16 protein-coding genes and 1 pseudogene are annotated in these 22,071 nt (G+C 60.0%); 10 read left to right on the top strand and 7 right to left on the bottom strand.

Features of this window, described 5'->3' with window-relative positions; genetic code table 11:
• The 6 genes and pseudogenes from HHL27_RS19560 to cas9 form a co-directional block, all read left to right on the top strand.
• Nucleotides 1-122 (top strand): annotated as a pseudogene (locus HHL27_RS19560) (IS481 family transposase); the annotation flags it as partial.
• Nucleotides 123-752: 630 nt separating this feature from the next.
• Nucleotides 753-1,193: a Ros/MucR family transcriptional regulator gene (locus tag HHL27_RS19565; protein WP_169495086.1), complete on the top strand. Its 441-nt coding sequence runs from the start codon at nt 753-755 to the stop codon at nt 1,191-1,193.
• 1,871 nt (nt 1,194-3,064) lie between these two features.
• Entirely contained in the window at nt 3,065-3,364 is a 300-nt protein-coding gene (locus HHL27_RS19570) for a hypothetical protein (RefSeq protein WP_169495087.1), read from the top strand.
• A gap of 950 nt (nt 3,365-4,314) precedes the next feature.
• Nucleotides 4,315-5,517 carry a HAMP domain-containing protein gene (locus HHL27_RS19575; protein WP_169495088.1) on the top strand — a complete coding sequence of 401 codons (1,203 nt, stop codon included), beginning with the start codon at nt 4,315-4,317 and terminating at the stop codon, nt 5,515-5,517.
• Between the two features lie 68 nt (nt 5,518-5,585).
• A complete protein-coding gene (locus HHL27_RS19580; RefSeq protein ID WP_169495089.1) occupies nt 5,586-6,077 on the top strand; it encodes a methyl-accepting chemotaxis protein in 492 nt (163 codons plus the stop codon).
• Nucleotides 6,078-6,580: 503 nt separating this feature from the next.
• Nucleotides 6,581-9,604: a type II CRISPR RNA-guided endonuclease Cas9 gene (gene cas9 / locus HHL27_RS19585; RefSeq protein ID WP_338114965.1), complete on the top strand. Its 3,024-nt coding sequence runs from the start codon at nt 6,581-6,583 to the stop codon at nt 9,602-9,604.
• 487 nt (nt 9,605-10,091) lie between these two features.
• Here cas9 and HHL27_RS19590 read toward each other — a convergent pair whose 3' ends face one another.
• Nucleotides 10,092-10,586, bottom strand: coding sequence for a MarR family winged helix-turn-helix transcriptional regulator (locus HHL27_RS19590; protein WP_206069733.1), 495 nt, complete (start codon nt 10,584-10,586; stop codon nt 10,092-10,094).
• Nucleotides 10,587-11,084: 498 nt separating this feature from the next.
• On the opposite strand from HHL27_RS19590, the gene HHL27_RS19595 reads away from it, so the two are divergent.
• The 3 genes from HHL27_RS19595 to HHL27_RS19605 all read left to right on the top strand — a co-directional run bounded on the left by HHL27_RS19595 (nt 11,085) and on the right by HHL27_RS19605 (nt 12,721).
• Nucleotides 11,085-11,318: a hypothetical protein gene (locus HHL27_RS19595; RefSeq protein WP_169495092.1), complete on the top strand. Its 234-nt coding sequence runs from the start codon at nt 11,085-11,087 to the stop codon at nt 11,316-11,318.
• Between the two features lie 666 nt (nt 11,319-11,984).
• Nucleotides 11,985-12,386, top strand: a complete 402-nt coding sequence (locus HHL27_RS19600; protein ID WP_169495093.1) for an HI0074 family nucleotidyltransferase substrate-binding subunit — start codon at nt 11,985-11,987, stop codon at nt 12,384-12,386.
• A complete protein-coding gene (locus HHL27_RS19605; RefSeq protein WP_169495094.1) occupies nt 12,383-12,721 on the top strand; it encodes a nucleotidyltransferase domain-containing protein in 339 nt (112 codons plus the stop codon). The genes HHL27_RS19600 and HHL27_RS19605 overlap by 4 nt, the downstream gene beginning before the upstream one ends.
• Before the next feature lie 120 nt (nt 12,722-12,841).
• Here HHL27_RS19605 and HHL27_RS19610 read toward each other — a convergent pair whose 3' ends face one another.
• The 6 genes from HHL27_RS19610 to HHL27_RS19635 form a co-directional block, all read right to left on the bottom strand.
• Nucleotides 12,842-15,379 (bottom strand): TonB-dependent receptor plug domain-containing protein, encoded by a 2,538-nt coding sequence (locus HHL27_RS19610; RefSeq protein WP_169495095.1) that lies wholly within the window; start codon nt 15,377-15,379, stop codon nt 12,842-12,844.
• A 233-nt stretch (nt 15,380-15,612) separates the two neighbouring features.
• Nucleotides 15,613-16,641 (bottom strand): AAA family ATPase, encoded by a 1,029-nt coding sequence (locus tag HHL27_RS19615; RefSeq protein ID WP_338114966.1) that lies wholly within the window; start codon nt 16,639-16,641, stop codon nt 15,613-15,615.
• A gap of 218 nt (nt 16,642-16,859) precedes the next feature.
• On the bottom strand, nt 16,860-17,201 hold the full coding sequence (locus HHL27_RS19620) for a type II toxin-antitoxin system RelE/ParE family toxin (protein WP_169495096.1): 342 nt from the start codon (nt 17,199-17,201) through the stop codon (nt 16,860-16,862).
• Nucleotides 17,202-17,235: 34 nt separating this feature from the next.
• A complete protein-coding gene (locus tag HHL27_RS19625) occupies nt 17,236-17,499 on the bottom strand; it encodes a type II toxin-antitoxin system Phd/YefM family antitoxin (protein WP_169495097.1) in 264 nt (87 codons plus the stop codon).
• A 468-nt stretch (nt 17,500-17,967) separates the two neighbouring features.
• Nucleotides 17,968-18,936, bottom strand: a complete 969-nt coding sequence (locus HHL27_RS19630; protein WP_169495098.1) for a hypothetical protein — start codon at nt 18,934-18,936, stop codon at nt 17,968-17,970.
• 393 nt (nt 18,937-19,329) lie between these two features.
• Nucleotides 19,330-19,590, bottom strand: a complete 261-nt coding sequence (locus tag HHL27_RS19635) for a hypothetical protein (protein WP_169495099.1) — start codon at nt 19,588-19,590, stop codon at nt 19,330-19,332.
• A gap of 894 nt (nt 19,591-20,484) precedes the next feature.
• On the opposite strand from HHL27_RS19635, the gene HHL27_RS19640 reads away from it, so the two are divergent.
• Complete coding sequence (locus HHL27_RS19640; protein WP_169495159.1) at nt 20,485-21,825, top strand: anti-phage deoxyguanosine triphosphatase; 1,341 nt, start codon at nt 20,485-20,487, stop codon at nt 21,823-21,825.
• Nucleotides 21,826-22,071 lie beyond the last annotated feature (246 nt).

Below are 22,071 nucleotides of genomic sequence, written 5' to 3' on the forward strand. Positions count from 1 at the left end.
CCCGCCGGCTCAAGACACTCAGCGGGCTCACGCCCTACGAATACATCGCAAAAATCTGGACCTCAGAGCCAGAACGCTTCATCGTCAATCCGATCCACCAAATGCCGGGACTGAACACCTAGCGATCTGATTTACGTGTTATAATGAAAAGAAGCTCGCTATGATCAGATTGCAACAATGACTGTGCGCAATTTTCTGCGAACACAGAACAATAGTGCCTAGGCGTCCTTTTTCTGCATGACACCAATTGTGTCTTTGAGCCCACGACGATTGCCAGTGCCCCTCCCCTCATGTTCGCAGTCACCGAGAACTGGTCGTCCATCGCCCTTATAAGGCAAGCCAAACCTATTTCATTTTGCTTCTCCCGACCGCAATAGGATCGAGGCTGACTTAATTGGATGTATTTTGCTGATGACGCCGTTGCCCGAGCGGCGCGTGCGAGATATTCGATTTCCGAAGTCGACCAGTTATTTCACTAGGATGCGCTGTTCAGAACGGGAGGCCGTTACGAACAGCGACACTAGGGCACTTAACATCGCTTGTCAGAAAATTATGCTTGACGCTGGTTATGCAGAACACCATATTTTTTTGATGTTTTTTCAGACTGTTAGAGTGTTTTGGTCGTCAGCATGAGAATTGCCGTCAGCGGCCCGGTCACGGATTGCACTCACTCTGCAATGCCGGCTGGGTTGCAAAATATCCGGAATAACTTATGTATCACTCCACTATATAATTTAGCGGGTCAAAAAAGTATGACTGAAATGGAAAACGATATGCGTGAAACGCTTATCACGCTCACTTCCGATATCGTTGCAGCGCATGTCAGCAACAATAGCGTTGCAGTCGGGGATCTTCCGACGTTGATCTCGAAAGTCTATTCAGCGCTTGCTGGTGTCAACACAACCGAGCCGGTGGCAGAGCCGACGCCTGAACCGGCTGTTTCGGTTCGCTCCTCTGTGAAGAGCGATTACATCGTCTGCCTTGAAGACGGCAAGAAGCTCAAGATGCTCAAGCGGCATCTTGCGACGCGCTACAACATGACTCCGGAACAGTATCGCGCACGCTGGAATCTGCCCGCCGACTATCCGATGGTTGCCCCGGCTTACGCCGATAAGCGTCGCGAACTCGCCAAGAAGATTGGCCTCGGCCGTAAGCCTGCGCCAAAACGCGGCCGCGCCAAGACGGCGGCCTGATCTGAGCAGAATAGTCAAATGCCTCGTTAAAGAGATGGCCTGCCGTCCTATGATCGGTGGGCCACCGACCTGCCATGGGACTTTCATCAAGCCCTGTTTAGAGTCACGGCGGTTGTGGTTATGCCTTCGGGCACTTTCTTTGCAATGGGGTCAGCCAAAGCTGACCCATTGCAAAAATTGCTCGGGTATTGCTGACGAGAGCTCGTCATCCGATTGAAGAATGCAGGCGACGGATCCTGCAGTCTTTCGCCTACAGTTCGACGTCTCGGAGACGCGGGAAGCCAACCCCCGCCATGTCACCGACGAGATTGAGCACCGGCCCCCTCCGCCCATAGCCAAGCGAAATTCAGGCTCCAGCGCGCATTGCGCCGGGCTTCCCCGAAGATCAAGATCGCGTGCCGCCAGCCCTGCGCCGTACCGGCGCTTGCGCACGCCAAGACCTTCTTCATGATAACGCCGGTAAACCCGGAGTTCGCCTGCGCGCTGGAACACGATGTGCAGCCGGCCATAGCCAAATGGCACGCCCGCTTGTCGCTCATTCCGTAAATGGCCCCACAGATGAACAACCGTTTCCCGCTCATGAAGCAGTTCGGAAGCACACCGGTCTGCCTTGCGGGCATGGCAACTCGCTGCAGCGCGCACCACCGCGCGCGCGAGCTCGCTTAATCGGGCATCACGTTGGTCTGATGAAGCCTCAGGCCGCGGAGCCATTCCTCAAGTCAAACAGGGGCGAGACCACCTTGATGCTGAAGCGATCTCCGAAGACGTGCAGCAGCCCTTGACGCGGTTAGGGCATGAAACCGGTCAATCACCTCGATATCGAGACACTTCACCGCTTGTGCGAGCGTTTTGTAAGTCGGGCCATTTAATTTTTGATCATACTAAGGTCGATACTATTGTTTTAGACATTTTTTATTTCGTATGATAAATTTATATACGATTTAAATGACCTACATTTTTCTACACATCGCGCAACTGAGTTGAAACAGAAATGTTTCGTTACACTTTTGCGTCCGATCGAATTTTTTGCGTCGACGAGTTCTTGAACTCTATTTTTCGTATTCTCGTCTCGGCTCTCTTAAGCTATCTTGCATGCCGTCTCGCATGCGACCCGAGACCGCACCGGCATCGCCCTTACCCTTTTGTCGGTGCTTACTCTCCCCGGCAAGTCTCGCACTTGCCGGGGTTTCTTTCGTGATATTCTGCTCGAATTAATGTTTGAATCAATTTTTCTCACGCCTTTCTGACGCAGATTTATTGGGCATCTAGCAGACCAACTGGGGCTAATCGCAGTGGGAGCATGCCAGCTATTTACGCCGAACGGCGCGACACGCTCTACCATTTGTAAATTGCGAACCCACAGAGCGCGTCCTGCTGTATTGGCGCAGCAACGGTACGCGCCATTTCCTCGCTGTTTACTAGTTACCGAACGACGGGATTATTTTGCGGGGCAGCGCAAGTCCTCCGTTTCGGCGATGATGGAGAGGAAAGACACCCGTGAATCCGAGCTGAAGCACCCCACTCAGACGCTGGCGGCGCGAGGCGCATGCGCAAAACTTGGCTTAGGCGTGGCTCGAGCCGCAAACCTTGCAGCCTGACCAAAAGTTGGGCGTCGTTGATAGACACTTATGGCCACGCGCGGACGGCCTAAGCAAGGGAAGGTGTGGCTTGATATGAGGCGGTCTAGAGCGCGTCCGCCATGGCGCGCGCTAGCACCCGCCACACGGATGAACCATCGCACTGCAGCGGCAAGCTAATCCTGAACCAGATCGGCTAGAAACGTTGCTCGACGTTCAACAAAGCAATTGATTAAAGACAATGCATGGTTTTAGGACGAGGCTACCTCAAGAGCGTTTAAGGAAACTCGGCAGATGGAACTTGCGAACCGCCAAGGCGACATTGAAGCAGGTATCCTATCCATACAAATCAACACTTTAAATGTTCTCGTGAGCTCGATGGCCTTACAATGTGCGCGACTTGCTGATCAGCCTGTAACTTGGCTTCATGACCTTGAAACACTTGCTCTCGCCGCTGCGGACGGAGCGCCGTTTCTGAAAGCGGGCTCGATTGGGCCCGACATGATGCGAGCGGCAGTTCTTGCCTCCCTTGAGGAAATTATCACGCGCCTCAAGACCGTTGCCGATACGACAGGACCGCTGGCGCCGTTCTAGTCTAACTACCGTTGGTATCTGGTGATCAAGCGCAGCCAAGGGTGAGCGGAATTCAGGCACTTCGCAGCGCGCGCTGCCTTGGAGGAGAAGCATCAGGGACCGCCTGCGGCAATAGATAATCCAGCAAGGCGGGAAAGCTTCTCTCCTTTGCTTCAGCTTGCCATCGCGCAAGGGCGGAGCCCGAAGATTTGGTGAAATCTCCTGAAGCCATGTCGAGGGGCGGTTTCGAAGGATAGAACGTGCTCACATCTTGTCGGCCACGGTGATTGTTCGCGATATTTCATGCCATGAGGCCTCCAAGATGGATACGAGTGAATGGGCGTACCTGCCCTGCTCGCGATCCTGATGAGCTTGGGTATCGCTGTGGCCAACGAGGTCGTTCAACACACTGGGAAGATGAACGTAAATCGTCAAACCTCGACATTTGCATGATGAAACGCTACCGTAGACACTTGCCCGTTCGCCGGTGACCGAGAGGCGAGGGTGCTCCTCGCTAAACGGAGAAGTGTAATGTCCGTTGGCATAGCTGCCATCACAGTGTCACTAACGCTGGTGCTGGCGCTGCTCGTTAGCGAGTTCGTGTGCAGGAAGCTGGTTAAGCAACGCAATCGACGCCCCCCGACTAGACAGACAAAGGGGAAGTCAGAAAATCGCTGACTTCAAAGCGGAGATTATGCTCCTGGAGATTGAACTCCATGCAAAAATCAACAACGAAGCCATATTAGAATGCAGGGCGAATTGGCTTCCAGCCGAATGAGCTTTTCGCGTATTTTGAGTGAGTGGTAAACAAAGATAAATGGCGTAGATTATTTTTTTGGAAGTTTTTATTTCCCAAACTTTTTTATATCGGTACAACTTCTTAGCGCGTCGCGACATCTTGTGACAACCCAGCCGGACTAAGAGCCCTCCACGACCTTTTGCTGATGCAGCAAAGATACTTTGGCGGGGCAATGAAGCTCAACGAGCGACTTAAAGCTGGCGGGGCGACCCTGGCGCTTGCCTTCCTTGTGCAGGTAGGTGTCACGACATTCATGGAGCGTCGCCTCGTTGCATCCAATGACGCCGAACGACTGAACTCGGTCGCCATGCACAATCATATGCAGGCGGACATGCTGCACGATGCCATTCGCGGCTCTGTCTACCGCGCGCTTCACGCCGCGCAGAAGGGGAATGCCAATGAACGCGACGCGGCCATTGCAGAGGTTTCCGACTACAGTCGAGACATTCGCGGTTATCTCAACGCCAATCGCGCTCTGAACCTCGACGAGGACATCAAGGTCAGCCTCACATCGGTTGCGCGGGATCTTGATGCCTATACCGGCAGCGCAACAACCGTTGCAAACCTCGTGCGCGTTGATCCAGCGACAGCGGAACAAAAGGTCGGCGAGCTTGAGCAGGCATTCGATACCTTGGAGGCGAGCCAGGACAAAGTGGCGAATGCTCTTGATAAGCGCCAAGCGTCTCTGGACCATTCCTCTGACAATCTTGGCGTGACATCGCTCGTCGCGAGCGCTGTGGTCTCGCTAGCCTTTGCCGGCTTTCTGGGCTGGATATTGGTTCAGCTCAGACGCATCGTGGTGCGCCCGTTGCAGCGCCTTGCTCTCCAGCTCGATCTGATGAGTGCCGGCAACCTTTCCCAAGAAATCGATGTCGGAACCAGCGAAGACGAGATGGCGGCGGTCCAGCGAGCTGTACAAACTTTCCAGCAGGCGACCCGCGAAAGGCGGGCGGCCGAGCAGGCCCAGTCCGAAGTCGTGTCGCATATCTCGGCAGGCCTCGATGCATTGTCTCGAGGTGATCTCTCGCACCGGATTTCCGCACCTTTTGCTGCACGCTATGAGAATCTGCGGGAAGCTTACAATCGCAGTGCTGGACACCTCGCTGAACTCTTGTGCGATGTGGCGCAGTCTTCGGCGCGCGTCTCGTCAGGATCAACACAGATCCGGGCCGCAGCGGATGACCTAGCGGCGCGCAACACACACCAAGCAACCCATGTCGAGCAGACAGTGGCCGCCATGCACGAGGTCGGCGCGCTTGTTGCCGCTGCCGCCGTGGGAACAGCTGCAGTAAAGCTCGCTGTCGAGACTGCTACCAGGACGCAAGTGCCGGTGAGGCCGTTGTGTTCGAGGCCACTGAGACAATGCACGCCATAGAGAGTTCCTCACAGGAGATTGGTCAGATAATCGGACTCATCGATGGCATTGCGTTTTAGACAAACCTCTTGGCGCTCAACGCCGGCGTGGAAGCAGCGCGTGCCGGTGAGGCTGGCAAGGGCTTTGCAGTGGTCGCGACCGAAGTGCGCGCGTTGGCTCAGCGTAGCGCTGAGGCCGCCAGCAGCATCCGCTCCTTGATTGCCAATTCGAGCGAGCGGGTGGCTGAAGGCGTGAAGCTGGTCGGAGGCACCGGCACCTTGCTTCAGACAGTCCTGACCAAAATTGTTGAGATCCGAGCGCAGATTGACGTGATTGCGCAAGGCTCAATCACCCAAGCGCGTTCGATCGAGCAAGTTAATCAGACTGCCCATGAAATGGACAAGCTGACGCAGCACAACGCGGCGATGGCCGAACAGACAAATGCCGCAGCACAAAGTTTGGCTGAAGAAGCTCAAGAATTGACCACGCTTACCGGCCGCTTCAACATCGAAGGTGCGCGTCGACCAAGTGATGGAGAATCGTCGTTGACGGGCCATTCGATTCGACTTCGAGCAGCGTGATGGCTGCATACTGATTTCAGCGGCCTGAGGTATCTCCACGCTTTCACTCTGGCAAGCAACGTAGCGGGCTGTGATGTTAAGCCTCTCACCGGCCGCCTGATTGCCGAGGAGGAAAGTGCTTCACGCGGCCGTACCGCACCGTACGCGGATCTATTGGGTCCGTATCGTGCTCTGACGGCAACTGCTGGGAAGTTAGCTGCAACCCAGCAAAGATAGAGACGGCGTGTTTCGTTCAGCGCCTAACTAGCTCGACCCCACGAAAATCTACATTCGCTAAGAGCTTAGTGTGGTCCATTTCGCGATCGGTTTATCTGTGTCCGTTCCCGAAAAACCCTAAACGCAAAGCAACAGGCTATCGCCAGTGTAAGATCCCAATCAGGAATTTCCTTGCGGATGATCCTTCACAGTGGGACGCTGTTACCGTGGCTTTCCTGCCGCTTTGCGCTAATGCGTCTCGCCGGAAGGCAGGCTTTCGTCAAGCCGGGAATTCAAGTTGGGATAGCGTGGCAGTACAGACAGTCTATTCGATCCATTTGGCGTCTGGGCAATGTGGCTGGGCTGCGGTGCGATCCGATCGTCAAGCGGGCAGACATCAGGTTCTAGGCTACGGCACTTGGCTCTTTCGCGTGCCCGAACGCGCCAAGGACCTTGAATCGACCGCGTCACTTCGCCAGCAGCTGAACGCAAGGCGACGGACAACGCGCCGTCGGGCCCGTCGGATGAAGGCCTTGCGCCAACTGCTGGTGGCCCATGGACTGATCCAGAAGAGCTCGAGCAGCGCGCTGCGCTCAACTGCCTCAGATGGTTGGACCCTGCGCTCTGCAGCGCTCGATCGCGTGTTGAGCGTGGAGGAGCTGGCAACGGTGCTTGCACACATTGCAAAACGGCGCGGCCATGCTCCATGGCCAACGCGGCGCAAGGACCATGGCCCAGGTGAGTCGGTGCCTGCGGCAACAGAAACAAATCCTGCCGGCCGAACCCATGGCGAGCGCATTCATGGCCTGCGGCTCCTCCATCAGGGCGGCCAACCCCTCGACACCTCCTGCGAGCGCGACGCAATAGTTGATGAAATCAGGCAAATCTTCACCGCACAGCGGCGGTACTCTAGCGCGGCCGCAACAGCCGAACTGGAAGAAGCCTACCTGATTTTGCTGTCTGCCGATCAATGGGGTGCGAAGCCACCTTCCCTGCTGCCCTGCCCCTTCGAGCCGGGCGAGTATCGGACGTCAATTGCCTCCCCCGCATTTGAGGCTTTCAGGGTCGTCTCGATAGCCCGGTGGCGCCTTGCTTGCGAAGATTCGACCAAGCGTACTGAGGCATTCGATCTCGCTCGCCTCCACCGCGAGCTCGGATGCAAGGCCCAGATTTCCCCGACGGTGCTGCGTGCACAAACGCAGGGGACTTGCACGACACCCCTCAACCCGGACGCGCGCCGCCTTGGAAAGGCAGAACCATGTGCAACACTTGGCACGCAAGTCTTGCGCGCAACGCTGGGTGAGAACGCCTGGACCAGCCTCTCAGAAGATAAACCGCGCATCGACGCTGTTGCTGATGCCGTAGCCGCTGCCGACAGCGAGAAAGCATTGCACCAAAAACTAGCGTCGCTTGGCATTTGCGACCGAGACATAATGGCGCTGTCATCAGGTTTCGCCTCCGGAATTTTTCGGGATTATCGGAGGACTGCGCGCTATTCTGCAAAAGCTCTGCGCCGTCTGACCGAGGTCATGGCATTAGGGCATTCCTTTGACGAAGCAACTGCGGCGCTCGGCTATATTGAACAAGGCAGAGCACCAGACATCGCCGTCACCGACCGCGCCTCATTCCAGAATCTGATTGAACGGACCCTAACGGGAATCGGCGATGTCCGCGTGCGCAAAGTGCTGACAGAAGGGCTCAAGCAACTGTTTGCGGTGCGCAAACGATGGGGATCTGCAACGCAGGTATGCATTTCAATCGATGCTGCAGTCGGCGTTGCACGCATCGGCCGCTTGGCAGCGAGACGACGCAACGATCTTCGCGCCAGGAAATTTGAAGCAGAGCGTGCGCTGGCCGCAGCGACGCTGGGGCTCGATGAGGTATCGGACGTTACGCTCATGCGCTACCGCCTTGCCAAGAGGCAGGATTGGCGTTGCCCTATGTCGGGGCAATACATCGACCGCGGTGCGCTGACCGATGAGGCGGATTTTTCCATTGACCTGATTCTCCCCTGGTCGAGGTTTCAGGATGCCCGACCTGCGAACCTGATGCTCAGATCACGAGCAGTCGGACGGTCGATAGCAACGCAAACGCCCCTCGAATGGCTCGAACGAAATGGACCACCTGCAACTGTGGAGCGGTTCAAGGAAGCCATCGCCTCGAGCGAGTGCCTTGGCGAGGCTACAAAGCGGCGCTTTCTGTTCGCAAGCGGCGAGAGCGACGTTGCCGCCAGACGCGCGATGACGCAGGATCGCAGAGCACTCGCTGTGCGGTTTAGGCGTGCCGCACAACTCATCGGAGCAGACAGCAACCCCGAGAGTGTCCATGCTCCCGAAGTCATTGCCTATGCATCGCCCGCCGTGCTGGGCTTGCCGTTAATTGGCGGGTTCGACAAGCTCGCTGCCCGGCTCGCTCGGCCCGATGACGCAAGACGTCAAGCGCTTATCGCTCTGGGTATGGCCGTTGCCCAATGCGACGAGACCTTCCCTTGTGGCCCGATTACAAGCTCATGTCTTCACAGCGCCGCCGAGCAGTGGGACGCCGTTTTCGTTGCGCAAGGAGAACAAAGACGTGCGCGCGGCGAAGGGCACGAAGCGACTGTCCGCAGGTTGGTTCAGGAGGCAACAGGCCCTGTCATCTACGAGCGGCGACCAATCGAAGAACTCGATGCTGGCGACCTGGCGCGAATAAAGGATCCCGTTCGCAACTGCGCGATCATCGCAGCAATCGGATCGTGGATTGCAGCTGGCAAACCAAAGGACCGGTGGCCCCAGGCTCCCTCCGGCTTGACGATCCGCAAGGTCCGCATTCGACGCAGCGGTCGGGTAGGTGTCCGAGTGCGCGGGGGTGTTGCTGAGCGAGGCAGCATCGTTCGCCTCGACCTCTACCGGAAGATGAGCGCCAAAGGCGCACCCGAGTTTTTCTCCATTCCAGTCTATCGGCATCAGATTGCTGACAAGCGAGGGTGGCCTGCGCCGCCTCAGCAAACTTGCGTTGCAAGGAAGAATGAGGTGGCATGGCCCTTCATCGAGCCTGGACATCAGTTCCTGTTTTCGGTCTATCACGGCTCGCTGCTCGAAATCGAAAAGCCCGATGGCAGCACGCTGCGTGGCTATTTCAAGGATTTTAACCGATCAACTGGGGTCCTGTCACTTGCACCCGATCACAGTCATCGCGCTCGCAAGGACCGTCACGGAAATTCGCTCGACGGCATCGGCATCCGCCGCGTGGCTGAAATCCGAAAGTTCAGTATCGATCGCCTCGGCGTTACCGGACGGATAATGCGCGAACCTTGCTTGTGGCACGGACGGGCAGTCCCGGGGGAAGGGTGACCCGTCCGCGCTGGGCTGGATTCAGACGGGCGGCGGCTACAAGGCGGTAGGAAAGCCACGGCATCGTCATCGATACCCAGCAAGCAAGATAGCGAGTGAATACCGAGGGTGCAAACCGGAACGCCTCTTCGTCCCGGATTAATCTCGAGCTTCGCTCGCCACGGGCAATGCGGATACTAGTGGGCGGCGATTGCTGTCCGTTCGTGAGAATGGCTTGAATTCGGGACAATGCGGGTCATCGATTCAGGTTATCCAGGGCGTAAGAGGGGGCAGACAACTGCAAAAGGCCGTTGTTTCTGGCGCTCCGCATGCGCAACACTGGGGCACTCTTGTGCGCCAATGCCTCTTTGCCCGCAGGCGACAGGAACCCTGCATAGACGATGACTGGCGCTTCCGTGCGCTCGTCCTAGCGGAGCGAGCGGCATGGGAGGGCTGGTCGACACGACGTCTTCGTTACTTGGACTAGCGCGGCAGTTACCCGGGATTTTCAGTCCCGACGCCTGACGGACTTTGGGCGCACGGTGTCGGGGCCGTTTTGTGAAACGCTCAAACCGGGCCCAGCCAGAGCCGTGTTGAACAGATCGCTTTCAACAAGCAAACAATCTTCCATAGCAGCAACACCCAGCTCCGTCAGGATTGCCCAGTGTTTTCTACCATCGACGGCGTCAGGAGTGCGCAGCATCAGTCCTCGTTGAACAAGGATGCCAAGCCAGCGCGCTGCAGTTGCGTTGTTCACTCCGGCAGCGTCGTAGAGCTGCTTTAGCGAATAGGGTCTGTCGCGAGAATGGGCATCATAGAGCGCCAGCATCATGCTCCAACCCGGACCCCAGCGCAGGTCTGGACCAAGAACGCTGGTTCTCACACGTTCGGCCGCAAGATGGGCCGCCCCCAGTCGACCAAGTTGACGGACATGGTCTTCAGTAAGGCGCGTTCGCAACGATTGGTCCCCCTTATTTGCTATGTTTCCGGTTTTCGTGATCATCGCAACAGCCTGACGGTTTAGATCAAAGTACGTGTAGCAAATCGAAGGTGCTTGCCCCGAACCTCTCGGAATATCATCGGACAACTGCTTACCTCTAGCGCGAGCACAGGTCGCTGAACTTGCTGGAGCTTAGAATGCCGGCTCAGGCGTTTCTCGCCCTATACCCGGAAAAGGAATTGCGCACGGACCCTTGTTGTCTTCGCCTCAGCAACAAAACGGTAGACCGTTGTGGCTGTCACGCCGCGGAGCATTGGCTTTATCGGTCGATGCTTTTCAATCCTCTTTTCCCACCCGCCAGTCTGTGAGAAGCTCCCGATACGAGCTCGCGAGTGGGAGTCTGCCCAACTGCGGACTGTGCCAGCGGCTGAAGATCTTACAGGGGTCTGGTATTGCCGATCGATCATGCCTTCAGCAATGGGAACAGCTCCGACTTTACCTCGCGGAACACCAAAGAATGCGGCGATTTTTGGTGGAGAGAATCTACGTGGGGGAAGACACGTGGTCGCCAAGACACATGTTCGTCTGGTCGTTGTTGCAACGGCTATCGCTGGCCAGTCTTCTTCCGCGCAGGCAAATCTGCAATCCTTTTGCAATGCCATGACCTTTCGCGGGGTTCGTATTGAAGCCAACGCCGGAGATAATCGCTTCCAGTCGGAAGGCAATCACCACGACAAATTCCGCGATAGCAAAACAACGAGCGCAACCGTGATCATCGCCGAAGGCAGCCACTGACGAACCCGCACCTGCAATGCAAAATGCACCGCTAAACAATGGCAGCGGCATCTGCGACAAGCGTTGAGGGCGGGAGCGCCGCTGTCCAGGCCGGGTAGATGATCAGCTCCAACCTGCAAGTGTTCGGCAAGGGTGACTACATGAACGGCGAGCAGCGCCGCCATATCGATGGTCCGGCGGGAAATCAGCTGGTCACCGCACCTACCGTTTCGACGGTTACCAAGTCGATGGCGACCTTTAATATTCAACGGACACCCAAAACCCCCTCTCCCCCACGTTCAGTAGATATATTCCAGCCATTACGGCTATTCCTCGCGCCACTGCGTGATCATAAGTCTGGGCATACGCTTCAAGGCACAAAATGGAACACGACACCCCCGTTGACAGCAGGTGCGCGTATTCTGTTCTACGCGGCGCGGGAGAGACAGTCCTGCGAAACGGAAGAGGCGGGTTTTGCGGCGGGGTTGTCATGCCTGCAAATAACGGATGCATCTCGGCCTTTGCCTGTACCGCCTAAACGACGAGCGACGTGTCTGCAGCCGTACGGGGGACCGGCGTCAGAACCGGTGGCACGGATCGTATCGTCGTTTCCCCTTCCGCCCTCGCCACTTCACCCCCTCGCCCTCCCCCCTTTCCCGCACCTCACCGGCGTGGCACACGTCCGCCATGCCGCTCGATTTCTCAGCTCTTGCAGGCAGGGTCGCGCGCCTGTCCGAAGGGCTTGCCCGCTATCGTGCCGACGAAAGCGACACCCAGATCCGCGACGGGCTGATCCAGCGGTTCGAATTCACCTACGATCTGGCGCACAAGCTGCTGCGCCGCGCGTTGGAAGAAGCCGCCGCCAATCCCGAGGCGATCGACCGCATGACCTTTCCCGAACTGATCCGCAGCGGGGTGGAGCAGGGCCTCGTCCCCGGCCAGTGGGCCGACTGGCGCGCCTTCCGCGAAATGCGCAACATCACCTCGCACACGTATGACGAGGCGAAGGCGCTGCAGGTGACCGCCGCGATCCCGGATTTCCTGGCCGAAGCGCAGGGTCTGCTGGCGCGCCTGCAATCGCGCGCATGAGCCAGTCGCTGGCCCTGAGCGCGCAGGAACTGGCGCAAGTGCGCGCGATCCTTGCCGCGCACCTGCCGCCCGGCGTTACCGTCAGCGTGTTCGGCAGCCGCGCCGCCGGGGCAGGCAAGCCCGCGCCCAAGCCGTGGTCCGACCTTGACCTTGCGCTGGAAGGCGAAAGCCCCCTGCCCCTGTCGCTCATGGCCGAACTTGCCGAAGCCTTCGACGAAAGCCCGCTGCCGTGGAAAGTGGACCTGGTCGATGGAAAGGCGATTTCCGCAGGCTTCGCCGCAATCGTCAAGGCCGGCTGCGTGCCGCTCGACCTGACGGCACGCCCCGAAGCATAGCGATGAAGCACGGGCCCGGGCGAGCATGGGGTTCCCTGCGCGCCCTGCCTGCCAATCAGCCTGTCGATCAGCCGGAAACAAGGGTGGGGCGGCACGAGGGAGCGCCGCCCCGAGGGAGCTTCAGAACTTCACGCTGATGCGGCTGTAGTAGTAGCCGCCGTTGATGCCATAGGGCGACAGCGTGATCGGCGCGTCGATCACCACGCCGCCCGTCACCGGCGTGGTCGTGCCGGGTACCAGCGGCACCGAAGGCGGCCGCTTGTCGAACAGGTTGTTGGCCCCGAACGCGATCGTCACCGTGTTGCCGATGCTGGCGCGCGCTTCCAGATCGACGATGAACGCCGCCGGCACGCGCTGGGTATAGTACGTGCCGCCGTCGGGCGAAGCGCGGTTGCTGGTCACGCCATACAGCGTGCCGCGCAGCGTTGCGCCGAACGCCCCTGCCTGGACATCGGCGGCCGTCACCACCTTCACCCGGGGCGATGCCGTCTGCAGGTTCGACAGCGCCGTTTCGTCGAACAGCGCGATGGGCGAGGATGCCCCCGCCGCGGTCAGGCTGGCGGGCGCGGCGCGCACCTTGGTGATCTTGGTTTCGTTCCAGGTGCCCGACAGGGTCCAGTTGATCTTGCCCCAGTCGAACTGGCTAAGGTAGCTTGCCACCAGGTCGATGCCGCGGGTGCGGGTATCGGCGCCGTTGGTGAAGATGTTGATGCCGGTCAGCGTCACCGTGGGATCGAGCACGTTGCCGTTGGCGGCAATCGCCTGCGTCACGATCGGGAAGTTGACCGCCCCGCCCGAGCCATAGATCGAGCCGGTGCCCAGGATGCGGTTCTTGATGTTCACCTGGAAGGCATCGAGCGTCACCGTCAGGCGCGATGCGGGCCGCAGCACAAGCCCCGCGCTGTAGCTGGTCGATGTTTCAGGCTTCAGGTTCTGGAACCCGATCAGCTTGGCCGCGGCCGAGTTGGCGGGAAGCTGGACGAAGGCCGACGTGGGCGACACGTTCGTCGCCGAATAGTAGCCTTCGGCCAGGGTCGGCGCGCGGAACCCGGTCGAAACGGTGCCGCGCAGGGCCACCGCATCGTTGAAGTCATAGCGGCCGGTGGTCTTCCACGTCACCTTCGAGCCGAAGTCCGAGTAGTGCTCGTACCGCACCGCGCCATCGAGCGAGAGGTGCTCCACCGGTTCGAGCGCCACGTCGAGATAGAGCGAGGTGTTGTTGCGGCGGTGGCTGCCGGCGTCCGACGGGCGGAAGCCGGGATAGGACTGCCCGCCTTCCTTGTAGATCGACCCGGCATCGCCCGCGCCGATCTCGTAGATGTTCTTGCGATGCTCGGCACCGAAGGCAACCGTCACCAGTTGGGCAAGCCCTGCGTCGATCTGCTTGGTGAAATCGGCGTTCAGCGTCCATTCGGTGTTGCGGAACAGCCCGTCGTAGAAGTCCGTCGGGGTGAAGTGCGTGTCGATGAACAGCGAACGGTTGGCCGAATCGAGCGTGTAGATCAGGTTCTTGTCCTGCCCCCACGTGCCCGAAAGATCGAACGTGAAGCCGCCCAGATCGCCGCGCACGCCGGTGGTGACCGAAAAGTCATCCTCGCGCAGGCCGATCCGCGGCACGAAACCGTCCGCATCGAACAGGATGGCGTCCGCAGCGCCCAGCGTGCCCGCCACGCCCAACACCGACGATGCGATGATGCGATCGGGCACGCGCAGGTTTTCCTTCGCGCTGGCGATCCGCTTCGACCAGCTGCCGAAGCTGTAGGCGCTGACCCCGTCACCCAGGTCATAGCCGAAATTGTACTGCAGGTTGGTAAGATTGGAATGGGCATCGCCCATGATCGGGTTGACGTAGGGGAAGCCCGCAATGTTCTTGTACAGCGCCTGCTTCGCGGCACTCAGGCTGGAAAGGATGGTGCCCGAAGCATCGGTCACGCGCCGGTCGAGCCCACCCACCTGGGTGAAATTGTGGTAACGGTGGAAAAGCGACAGGTTGAGGAAACCGGCCTTGCCGACCTTGAAGCCAAGGTTGGCCGACCCGCCCAGCGTCTCGCCGCCGGTGTTGTAGTTCTGCCCGGCAGTGGCCTGCAATTCGCCGCCTTCGGCATCGTCCTTCAGGATGATGTTGATCACGCCGGCGATCGCGTCCGAACCGTATTGCGCGGCCGCGCCCTGTTCCAGCACTTCGATGCGCTTGATCGAAATGGGCGAGATCAGGTCAAGGTCGGCCGCAGCCGAACCCTGGTAGGGCCCGCCGACGACCGAAAGGTTGGCCGTGCCGTGGCGGCGCTTGCCGTTGACCAGCACCAGCGTGTGGTTGGGCGAAAGGCCGCGCAGGCGGGCCGAAAGCGTCAGGTTCGCGGTATCGCCGCCAAAGGCCTGCGCGCTGAACGAAGGGACCAGCTGGGTCAGCACCTGGTTGAGGTTGGGCTGGCCCACGCGCGACAGCGCCGTATCGTCCAGAACCTTGATCGGCGTGGGGCTGTCCGCCTGGGTCAGGCCGGAAACGCGCGTGCCGGTCACGATGATGGCATCGCTGGTCGCCTCGGCTCCGGGCGCCTGCGGATCGGCCTGGGGCGCACTCTGCGCGGCGGCGGCGGTTGCGGCCAGCAGGCCGGCAAGGCTGGTTCCACCCAGCACCAGTTTGCGAATTCGGTTCATGTTCCCCCCAACTACGATCGGTATTTTCACACGTTCGCGAGCAGGGCCCACGCCCCATGCTGCGAACGCGAAGGGAACTAGCGAAAATCTCTACTTATACGATTGAGTTTATGAAAACCGGCTAGATGCACTTCTCATTATGAGGCGCGCTTATGGCATCCATGAGCGCGAACCGATGTGGCATGGCAGGCGACCGTGCTGGATCATCGAGGCCCGGATCGTGGCGGCGCGGATCAGGCCTTCATCGCGCGGCGCATGAACGCGCCGAACAGCGGCACGGTGAAGGCTGTGTCGCCATGCGCGGGACTGTAGAGCATGCCTTTGCGGATCAGGCTGTTGCGCGTGGGCGCCACGGTGTTGACCTTCACCCCCAGCGCCTCGGCGATGTCGCCCGAACGGTGCGGCCCTTCCCCCGCTTTGCCCCCCAGTCCGGCCATCGCGCGCATGTAGCGCTTTTCCGCCGGGCTCAGCCGGTCGAAGCGCACGCGGAAGAAGCTCGCATCCAGTTCGGCCAGCGCAGCCACGCCTGCGTTATCCACATCGCTCTCGTCGATCGGGCTTTCGTCCGCCAGGTCCCAGCTGTGCTTGCCCCATTCCTGCAGGAAGTAGGGGTAACCCTGCGTTGCGGCAAAGATCGCCGCCAGCGCGCCTTCGGTGATGTCGGCGCCCTCGGCCTGCAACGGCACGCGGATCGCATCGTCGCTGCCAGCCCGGTCGAGCGGCCCCAGCGGCACAAAGGCGAACAGGCGCTCGGCATAGGATTTGGCCCGGCCCATCTGGCCCAGCAGCTGCGGCAGCCCTGCCCCCACCAGCGTGATCGGCAATTGCAGCTGATTTGCGCGGTGAAGCGCGCTGATCAGCGCGGCCAGCTCCTCCTCGGGCACATATTGCAGCTCGTCGATGGCCAGCACGAAGGCGGTGCCATGCTCCTGTGCCGCTTCGCCCGCCGCGCGGATCAGGTCGGCGAGGTCGGATTCCAGATCGCCGCTGTCGGCAAGGCCCGGCTCCACCTCGAAATCGAGCGCCACCTCGAACCCTTCATAGCTGACGCGCGGCTTGACGAAGCCCGCCAGCGCGGAAAGCGCGCAGCGGATCTTGGTGCCCACCTGCTTGATCCGGTCCATCTTGAGCAGCGCCGCGCGCAGGGCCGGCACCAGCATCGCCGGCAGCGACCGGTTCTCGGGCGCCTCCATCGCCACGACAACCAGCCCTTCGGCTTCGGCATGGTTGCGGATGGTGGTCAGCAGCACCGTCTTGCCCACCCCGCGCAAGCCGTAGAAGATCAGGCTGCGCGCCGCCCTCCGCTGCGGATGCGGTCAAGCGCCACCGCCGCATCCTCGATCAGCGAAGCCCGCCCGGCAAGCTCGGGAGGCGGCGTGCCTGCACCTGGCGCAAAGGGATTTCTGCGTCTGTCCATAGCAACCTTATGCAGATTTATCGCTTTTCTGTAAACCGGAATAAACTTGCTATACCGCCATGCTCAACGCAGCAGCCGCTCTTCCAGCAGCGTGCGGAAATCGCGCCGCGCATCCGCGATCACCAGCACCGTCACGCGGGTCTCTTCGGGCAGGTAGATGATCCGCCACGGCCATGGCGAAAGCTGGCGGTACAGCTGGATTCCCAGCGCTTCCAGCTCGACCGGAACCGCACCGCGCAACGGATATTCGCCCAGGCTTTCGATCGCGCGGACGATCTCGTCCAGCAGCGCGTCGGCCCCGTCGCTGCCCCCTGCCCCGCGCTGGGCAATGCGGCGGCGATAGATCCCGGCAAGGTCATCTTCGGCGCCCTGCGCAATCACCACGGCGCGGCGCTGCTTCGCCATCGCTCAATGCCCCATCGTTCAATGCCACTGCCGTTCAGCGGCCGCGGATACGGTCCGCCAGACCTGCCACCGGCACAACGCGCCCGGCGGCGATGTCCCCCTGCCCCAGCGCCAGCAGCTTGAGCAGCGCCAGCGCCTCCTGCGTCGCCTGATAGCTGCCCACATCCTGTAGCACGGCCTTGGCCTCTCCGTTCTGGGTGATGACCAGCGGCGCGGCGCCTTCGCCCAGCTCGCGGATCACCTCGGCGCTGTGCGCTTTCAGATAGCTGATCGGCTTGATGCGGGTTTCAAGGTTCATGGGCTGGCCTGTCCGGACTGAATACGGACCGAATGTAGTCCCGTTGGCACGAAGCGGCAAGGGACGTGCCCGCGTTCAACTCCGCGCTGTCAAATCGGCGCCATTTCCGCAAAACCGGCGCATCACCCCCACCATCGCCCGCTTGTCGCGCTCGCTGTAGGCTTTCAGGCCCTCTTCCAGCACCCAGCGGTGATCGGGGTCACAGTCCGGGGAGTTCGCTTTGAAGGGCGCTTCCTGCGCCCGCCCGCCGTCCTCACTTCCAGCCCGTCATAGCCAAGGTCGGCCGCGACGGTCGGCGGCACCGCCTTGATCGACCAGTTGCCCCACTGGTCACGATGGTACCAGTGGCGCCGCGCTACCGGCAGCAGGTCCACCGTGCGCGCGGCCATGTCCTCCAAGGCGGCGTGCTCGGGAACGGCCTGCGCCAGATCGAGCGACTGGCCAGAACTACGAGCGCATGCGCCCGGGTCATTTCTTAGCGGAAATCACTCCAATCGCGATGGCCGCCCCCCATCGGTGTGCACACACTGCAAGAGGCCGTTTTTTTGCCATCATCCTGAAGAGCGCGCTAGCTTGTGTGTTCTCATAGGCCCTGTTGACACAGCCCACCTGACGCCGGGCCAGTCCCATGCTTCGTGTGCGCCAGCGAAGGCCCTGCGACGGAGCGACAAGCCTGTCGACGACTTTCCCCACTTGTCGGGCATCGCCGGCAGCGACGAGATCAGCGAAGGAATAAGCCCGGTCTGTTATGCCCGCCGCCATCGCCGGCGTAAGGCCATATGTGGGGTTCATTCGGATGAAATTATGAAAGAAGAAGTACACCGCCAAAGCGTGGATGTGCTTTTCTAGTCGCACCCCGAATGGCTTCCTCTCCACCTTGAACCCCTGCCCTCCCATTTCCTGGGCGAGTGCCCCTACTTCTTGCAGAGCGGTCACCGGGCTTTCGAGACCTTGGTGCAGGGACGCCGAGATTGCAGGGGTTTGTGCCGGGTCCCATGGCCGAGTGGGCTCGAAGGCCAGACACAGATCCGCCCGATCCTCCCTCTCGGCTGACCGCAGGGACCGGGCGATCGTCCCCCCCAGCCGCGTCGCTGTCTCGCCATCGTAGGGTCCTACCAGGAAGGCAATGATCAGCCCGGTCTGCCTTTCCAAGGCTGTCCAGGTCCAAACGTCCTTACTACCATCGGTATTGCTTCCCCATGGCAAAGCAGCGCCGAAGCTCGAGAACGACCAGATCGCCGAGCACACAATGCCGTTTGGAGCCAGGCCAGTCATCAGGCGCTGATGAAGTGCCAGGGCGGTCTCTCCGGCCACAGCCAATACACGGCTCACTGGTCTGAAGCTCGTGTCGAACTCGTTTATTAAGTCAATTGTGCGCGCTCCATGGCAAAGCCGGCTCAGTATCGCGACACGCTTTTCGAAAGGCAGATTTGCCACTGCGTTACCTCATGCAAACCGAAGCGGTCTCAATTTGCATCCGTTCGCCGCAATCGTCGCTCTCGAGACGCTGCACCAGCGATTCTGGCAATCTCCGATCGTCGTTCAGGCGACAGCGCTTCCGCGCGCTTGAAAGCAGCGCGCCGGTTGGCTTGGCTAATGGGGGCGGCAGGCCCCTCATATTCCTCGCCTGTGGCGATCCTGGCGACCACGACAGCACAGCTAATCATATCCGCTGGTCGATCCTCCCGAGTAGGCCCTCTGGGCATGTCCGGTCTCCTACACTGTCCCAACTCATTAAAGTCGGCTTTTGATGTTCGAGTGTTGCTCAGAATTTCCCGTGCGAGGCAACAATCGCTTTGCCTCACAAGCCCCGCGCGCTCCTTGCTTGCGCTAGCTGGTGGACATCTGGCTTCGAACGTCCGCAAGCTTTAGCCAGGTTACCTCCTCGGCCGCGCTCTGATCGTCGGTCACAATCTCAAAGCAGTCCTCTGCCGCAAGTTGAGCAATCAATCTGCTCACTTCTTCTTTCACTCCCGTGCGAACCTTCAAGAGAACATAATGCGAATGGTGCGCCCGGCATTCGGCAACATCCATCAGAAAGGCGGCAACTTCCTGCCAGGTTTCACCGCTGACATCGACATAGTAAATCATGGACTCTCTCAAACCACCCGCTCGTAGACGCTCGACTGCAGCACTCTGCGTTAGCCGTCCGGTATGCACCCTGTACGGAAAAGTGGAAAGTGCGTGCACGCACGCCTTATTCCGGCAAATGCACGATCGTCGCACAGAGGCAGAATGTGGGTGAATCGCGTCCGGGTTGGACCATGTGGATTGGGGAAGCCCGACCCGCCGTGCTTTGAACCATCAGCGCAATTGCACGACCCATCGTGCCATCCCGAAACCCACGAGCACATAGGCTTCCAGAGGTTGCAGATCGGGAACAGGATCACGCTGTGGCTACGGCGCTGGTTGAGGAGACTGGCTTTGATGCAGTCTATGCTGGACTGATAGAAGGGTCTCGGCGTCAGCCGTCCGGCGTGCCAGCCTACCACAGCGACTAAATCATCGAAGAATTGCCCGCTGCACTTGCTTGGACGGACAAGTCGCATTTGAACAAGCGTAGGGAACTAATGATCGCTGTCCCACCTGCGCCCGTAGGAGCGCGAGGGCGGTGCAGAAATCGTTCTGCGCGTGGGCAACGAAAGGAATCCTGGTCCGCAGCGCAGCGACGCATCGACCGCGCGGTCATCGCTACAGTAATCCCGGCGGGCCAAGGAATGCGCGCGTTGGTCTGACCGGCGAGAACGCAGCCTTGTTAGTCTAAAAGCTCTCGACGATGTGGGCTGCCGCATCACGCTTGAACTTGTCACTGGATTGGCTTTCACGTTGTGGCCTGCCGCCCTCAAAACTAGGATCGGAGGCGTCCACAAATTTAGGCACTACTGGGACCTTGGCAACCGTGGTGACGCATCAACAGATCTCGAGTGTCTCTCCTCTTGCAAGCAAGTTCGCGCGGCTACCTAAGGTAAGTGAGCTGAAGGAGGAATTAGAAACTGGCTTGCACGCCGCGAAGGTTGGAGCGCGCAAAGCGAGGACGCGCGCGACGATGGCGACGTCGACTATTCGCGCGTTATTCACTCCGCCTCATTCCGCCGCCTCCAGGGCAAGACTCAGATCCTCAACCTGGGCGACAGCGATTTCTACCGCACTCGCCTCACCCATTCGCTCGAGGTCGCGCAGATCGCCGGCGGTATCGCGCGCCAGCTCGAAAAGTCGTTCCCCGACCATCCCGCCAGTTCCATCCTGCCCGATCGCGGCACAATCCATTCGATCGGCTGCACGCATGATTTCGGGCACCCGCCCTTCGGACACGGCGGCGAAATCGCCCTCAACTACTGCATGCGCGACGCGGGCGGCTTCGAAGGCAATGGCCAGACCTTGCGTATTCTCGGCCGGCTCGAAACCTTCTCCGCCGGTGCCGGCGCTAACCTGACCCGCCGCACGATGCTCGGCGTGCTCAAGTACCCGGTCGCCTATACCCGCGTGGCGAACCCTGAACTCACCCCTGCCCTGCTCGCAGGCCCCAGCACGATCAAGGCGCTAGACGGGCGCGCGTGCAAGCCGCCCAAGTGTTACCACGACAGCGAGCAGGACGTGGTCGACTGGATCCTCGAACCGCTGTCAGCCAGCGATCACGATGCCTTTCAGGCATTCACGCCGCAGGTGGGCAAACACGGCAAGGCGCTGCACAAGTCGCTCGACTGCTCGATCATGGATGCGGCGGATGACATCGCCTACGGCGTCCACGACCTTGAGGACGCGATCGCGCTCGATCTGGTCACGCGGGAAGGCTTTGCCGCCGCGGTGCAGGACAAGTGCCCGACCTTCCTCGATGCGCTCGAAGCCAAGTATCCGGGCGAGAGCGCGAACGACGTGTTTTCGCACATGCCCGATGGGCTGTTCGGCGGGGCCGCTTCGCGCAAGCGCTTCATCGGCCGGCTGGTGCACCATTTCTTGACCGCAGTCGAATATGTCGAACTCGATGCTTTTGCGGAGCCGCTGCTGCGCTACCGCGTACGGGTCCGCGACGGCGAGCGCCAGTTCCTCGATGTGCTCCAGACATTCGTGGTCGACGAGGTCATCACCTCGCCCGCGGTCCAGCACCTCGAATTCAAGGGCCAGGGCATGGTCGTCGCCGTGTTCGAGGCGATGCAGGCCGATCCCGCACGGCTCCTGCCGCGCGAGGAACTGCGCAAATTCGGGGCCGCGCATGGCGATGTGCGGGTCATCTGCGACTATGTCGCGGCCATGACCGACACGCACCTGCTCAAGACCTACGAGCGCCTGTTCTCCCCGCGTATGGGATCGGTGTTTGACCGCCTCTGAGTGGGGGCACCGGTGAATTTCTCTCCCAAGGCGTTGAGAGGCATGATATCTTCCCGTCAGAGGAAGATAGTCCATGCGCAGACACGCTCCAATGTGGGAAGCCGAGCTTAGCGGCGACAACAGCGTTAGCGACTTTGACGTCTATCTCCGCAAATCGCTCGATGATGCGGAGATGCTGCAGCAGTCTGAGCATCCAACCCGGCCAAGCTGGTTTCGGCTACTACTGTTCCTCGCGGCTGCGGCGAT

The organism is Novosphingobium olei, assembly GCF_012927405.1.
GTDB lineage: Bacteria > Pseudomonadota > Alphaproteobacteria > Sphingomonadales > Sphingomonadaceae > Novosphingobium > Novosphingobium olei.

Excerpts from the sequence above, each read along its gene's own strand:
- HHL27_RS19620 (WP_169495096.1), bottom strand. The coding sequence starts at position 17,201 with ATGGCGAAGCAGCGCCGCGCCGTGGTGATTGCGCAGGGCGCCGAAGAT.
- HHL27_RS19575 (WP_169495088.1), top strand. The coding sequence starts at position 4,315 with ATGAAGCTCAACGAGCGACTTAAAGCTGGCGGGGCGACCCTGGCGCTT.
- HHL27_RS19635 (WP_169495099.1), bottom strand. The coding sequence starts at position 19,590 with ATGATTTACTATGTCGATGTCAGCGGTGAAACCTGGCAGGAAGTTGCC.
- HHL27_RS19565 (WP_169495086.1), top strand. The coding sequence starts at position 753 with ATGACTGAAATGGAAAACGATATGCGTGAAACGCTTATCACGCTCACT.
- HHL27_RS19610 (WP_169495095.1), bottom strand. The coding sequence starts at position 15,379 with ATGAACCGAATTCGCAAACTGGTGCTGGGTGGAACCAGCCTTGCCGGC.
- HHL27_RS19590 (WP_206069733.1), bottom strand. The coding sequence starts at position 10,586 with ATGATCACGAAAACCGGAAACATAGCAAATAAGGGGGACCAATCGTTG.
- HHL27_RS19570 (WP_169495087.1), top strand. The coding sequence starts at position 3,065 with ATGGAACTTGCGAACCGCCAAGGCGACATTGAAGCAGGTATCCTATCC.
- HHL27_RS19605 (WP_169495094.1), top strand. The coding sequence starts at position 12,383 with ATGAGCCAGTCGCTGGCCCTGAGCGCGCAGGAACTGGCGCAAGTGCGC.
- HHL27_RS19625 (WP_169495097.1), bottom strand. The coding sequence starts at position 17,499 with ATGAACCTTGAAACCCGCATCAAGCCGATCAGCTATCTGAAAGCGCAC.
- HHL27_RS19600 (WP_169495093.1), top strand. The coding sequence starts at position 11,985 with ATGCCGCTCGATTTCTCAGCTCTTGCAGGCAGGGTCGCGCGCCTGTCC.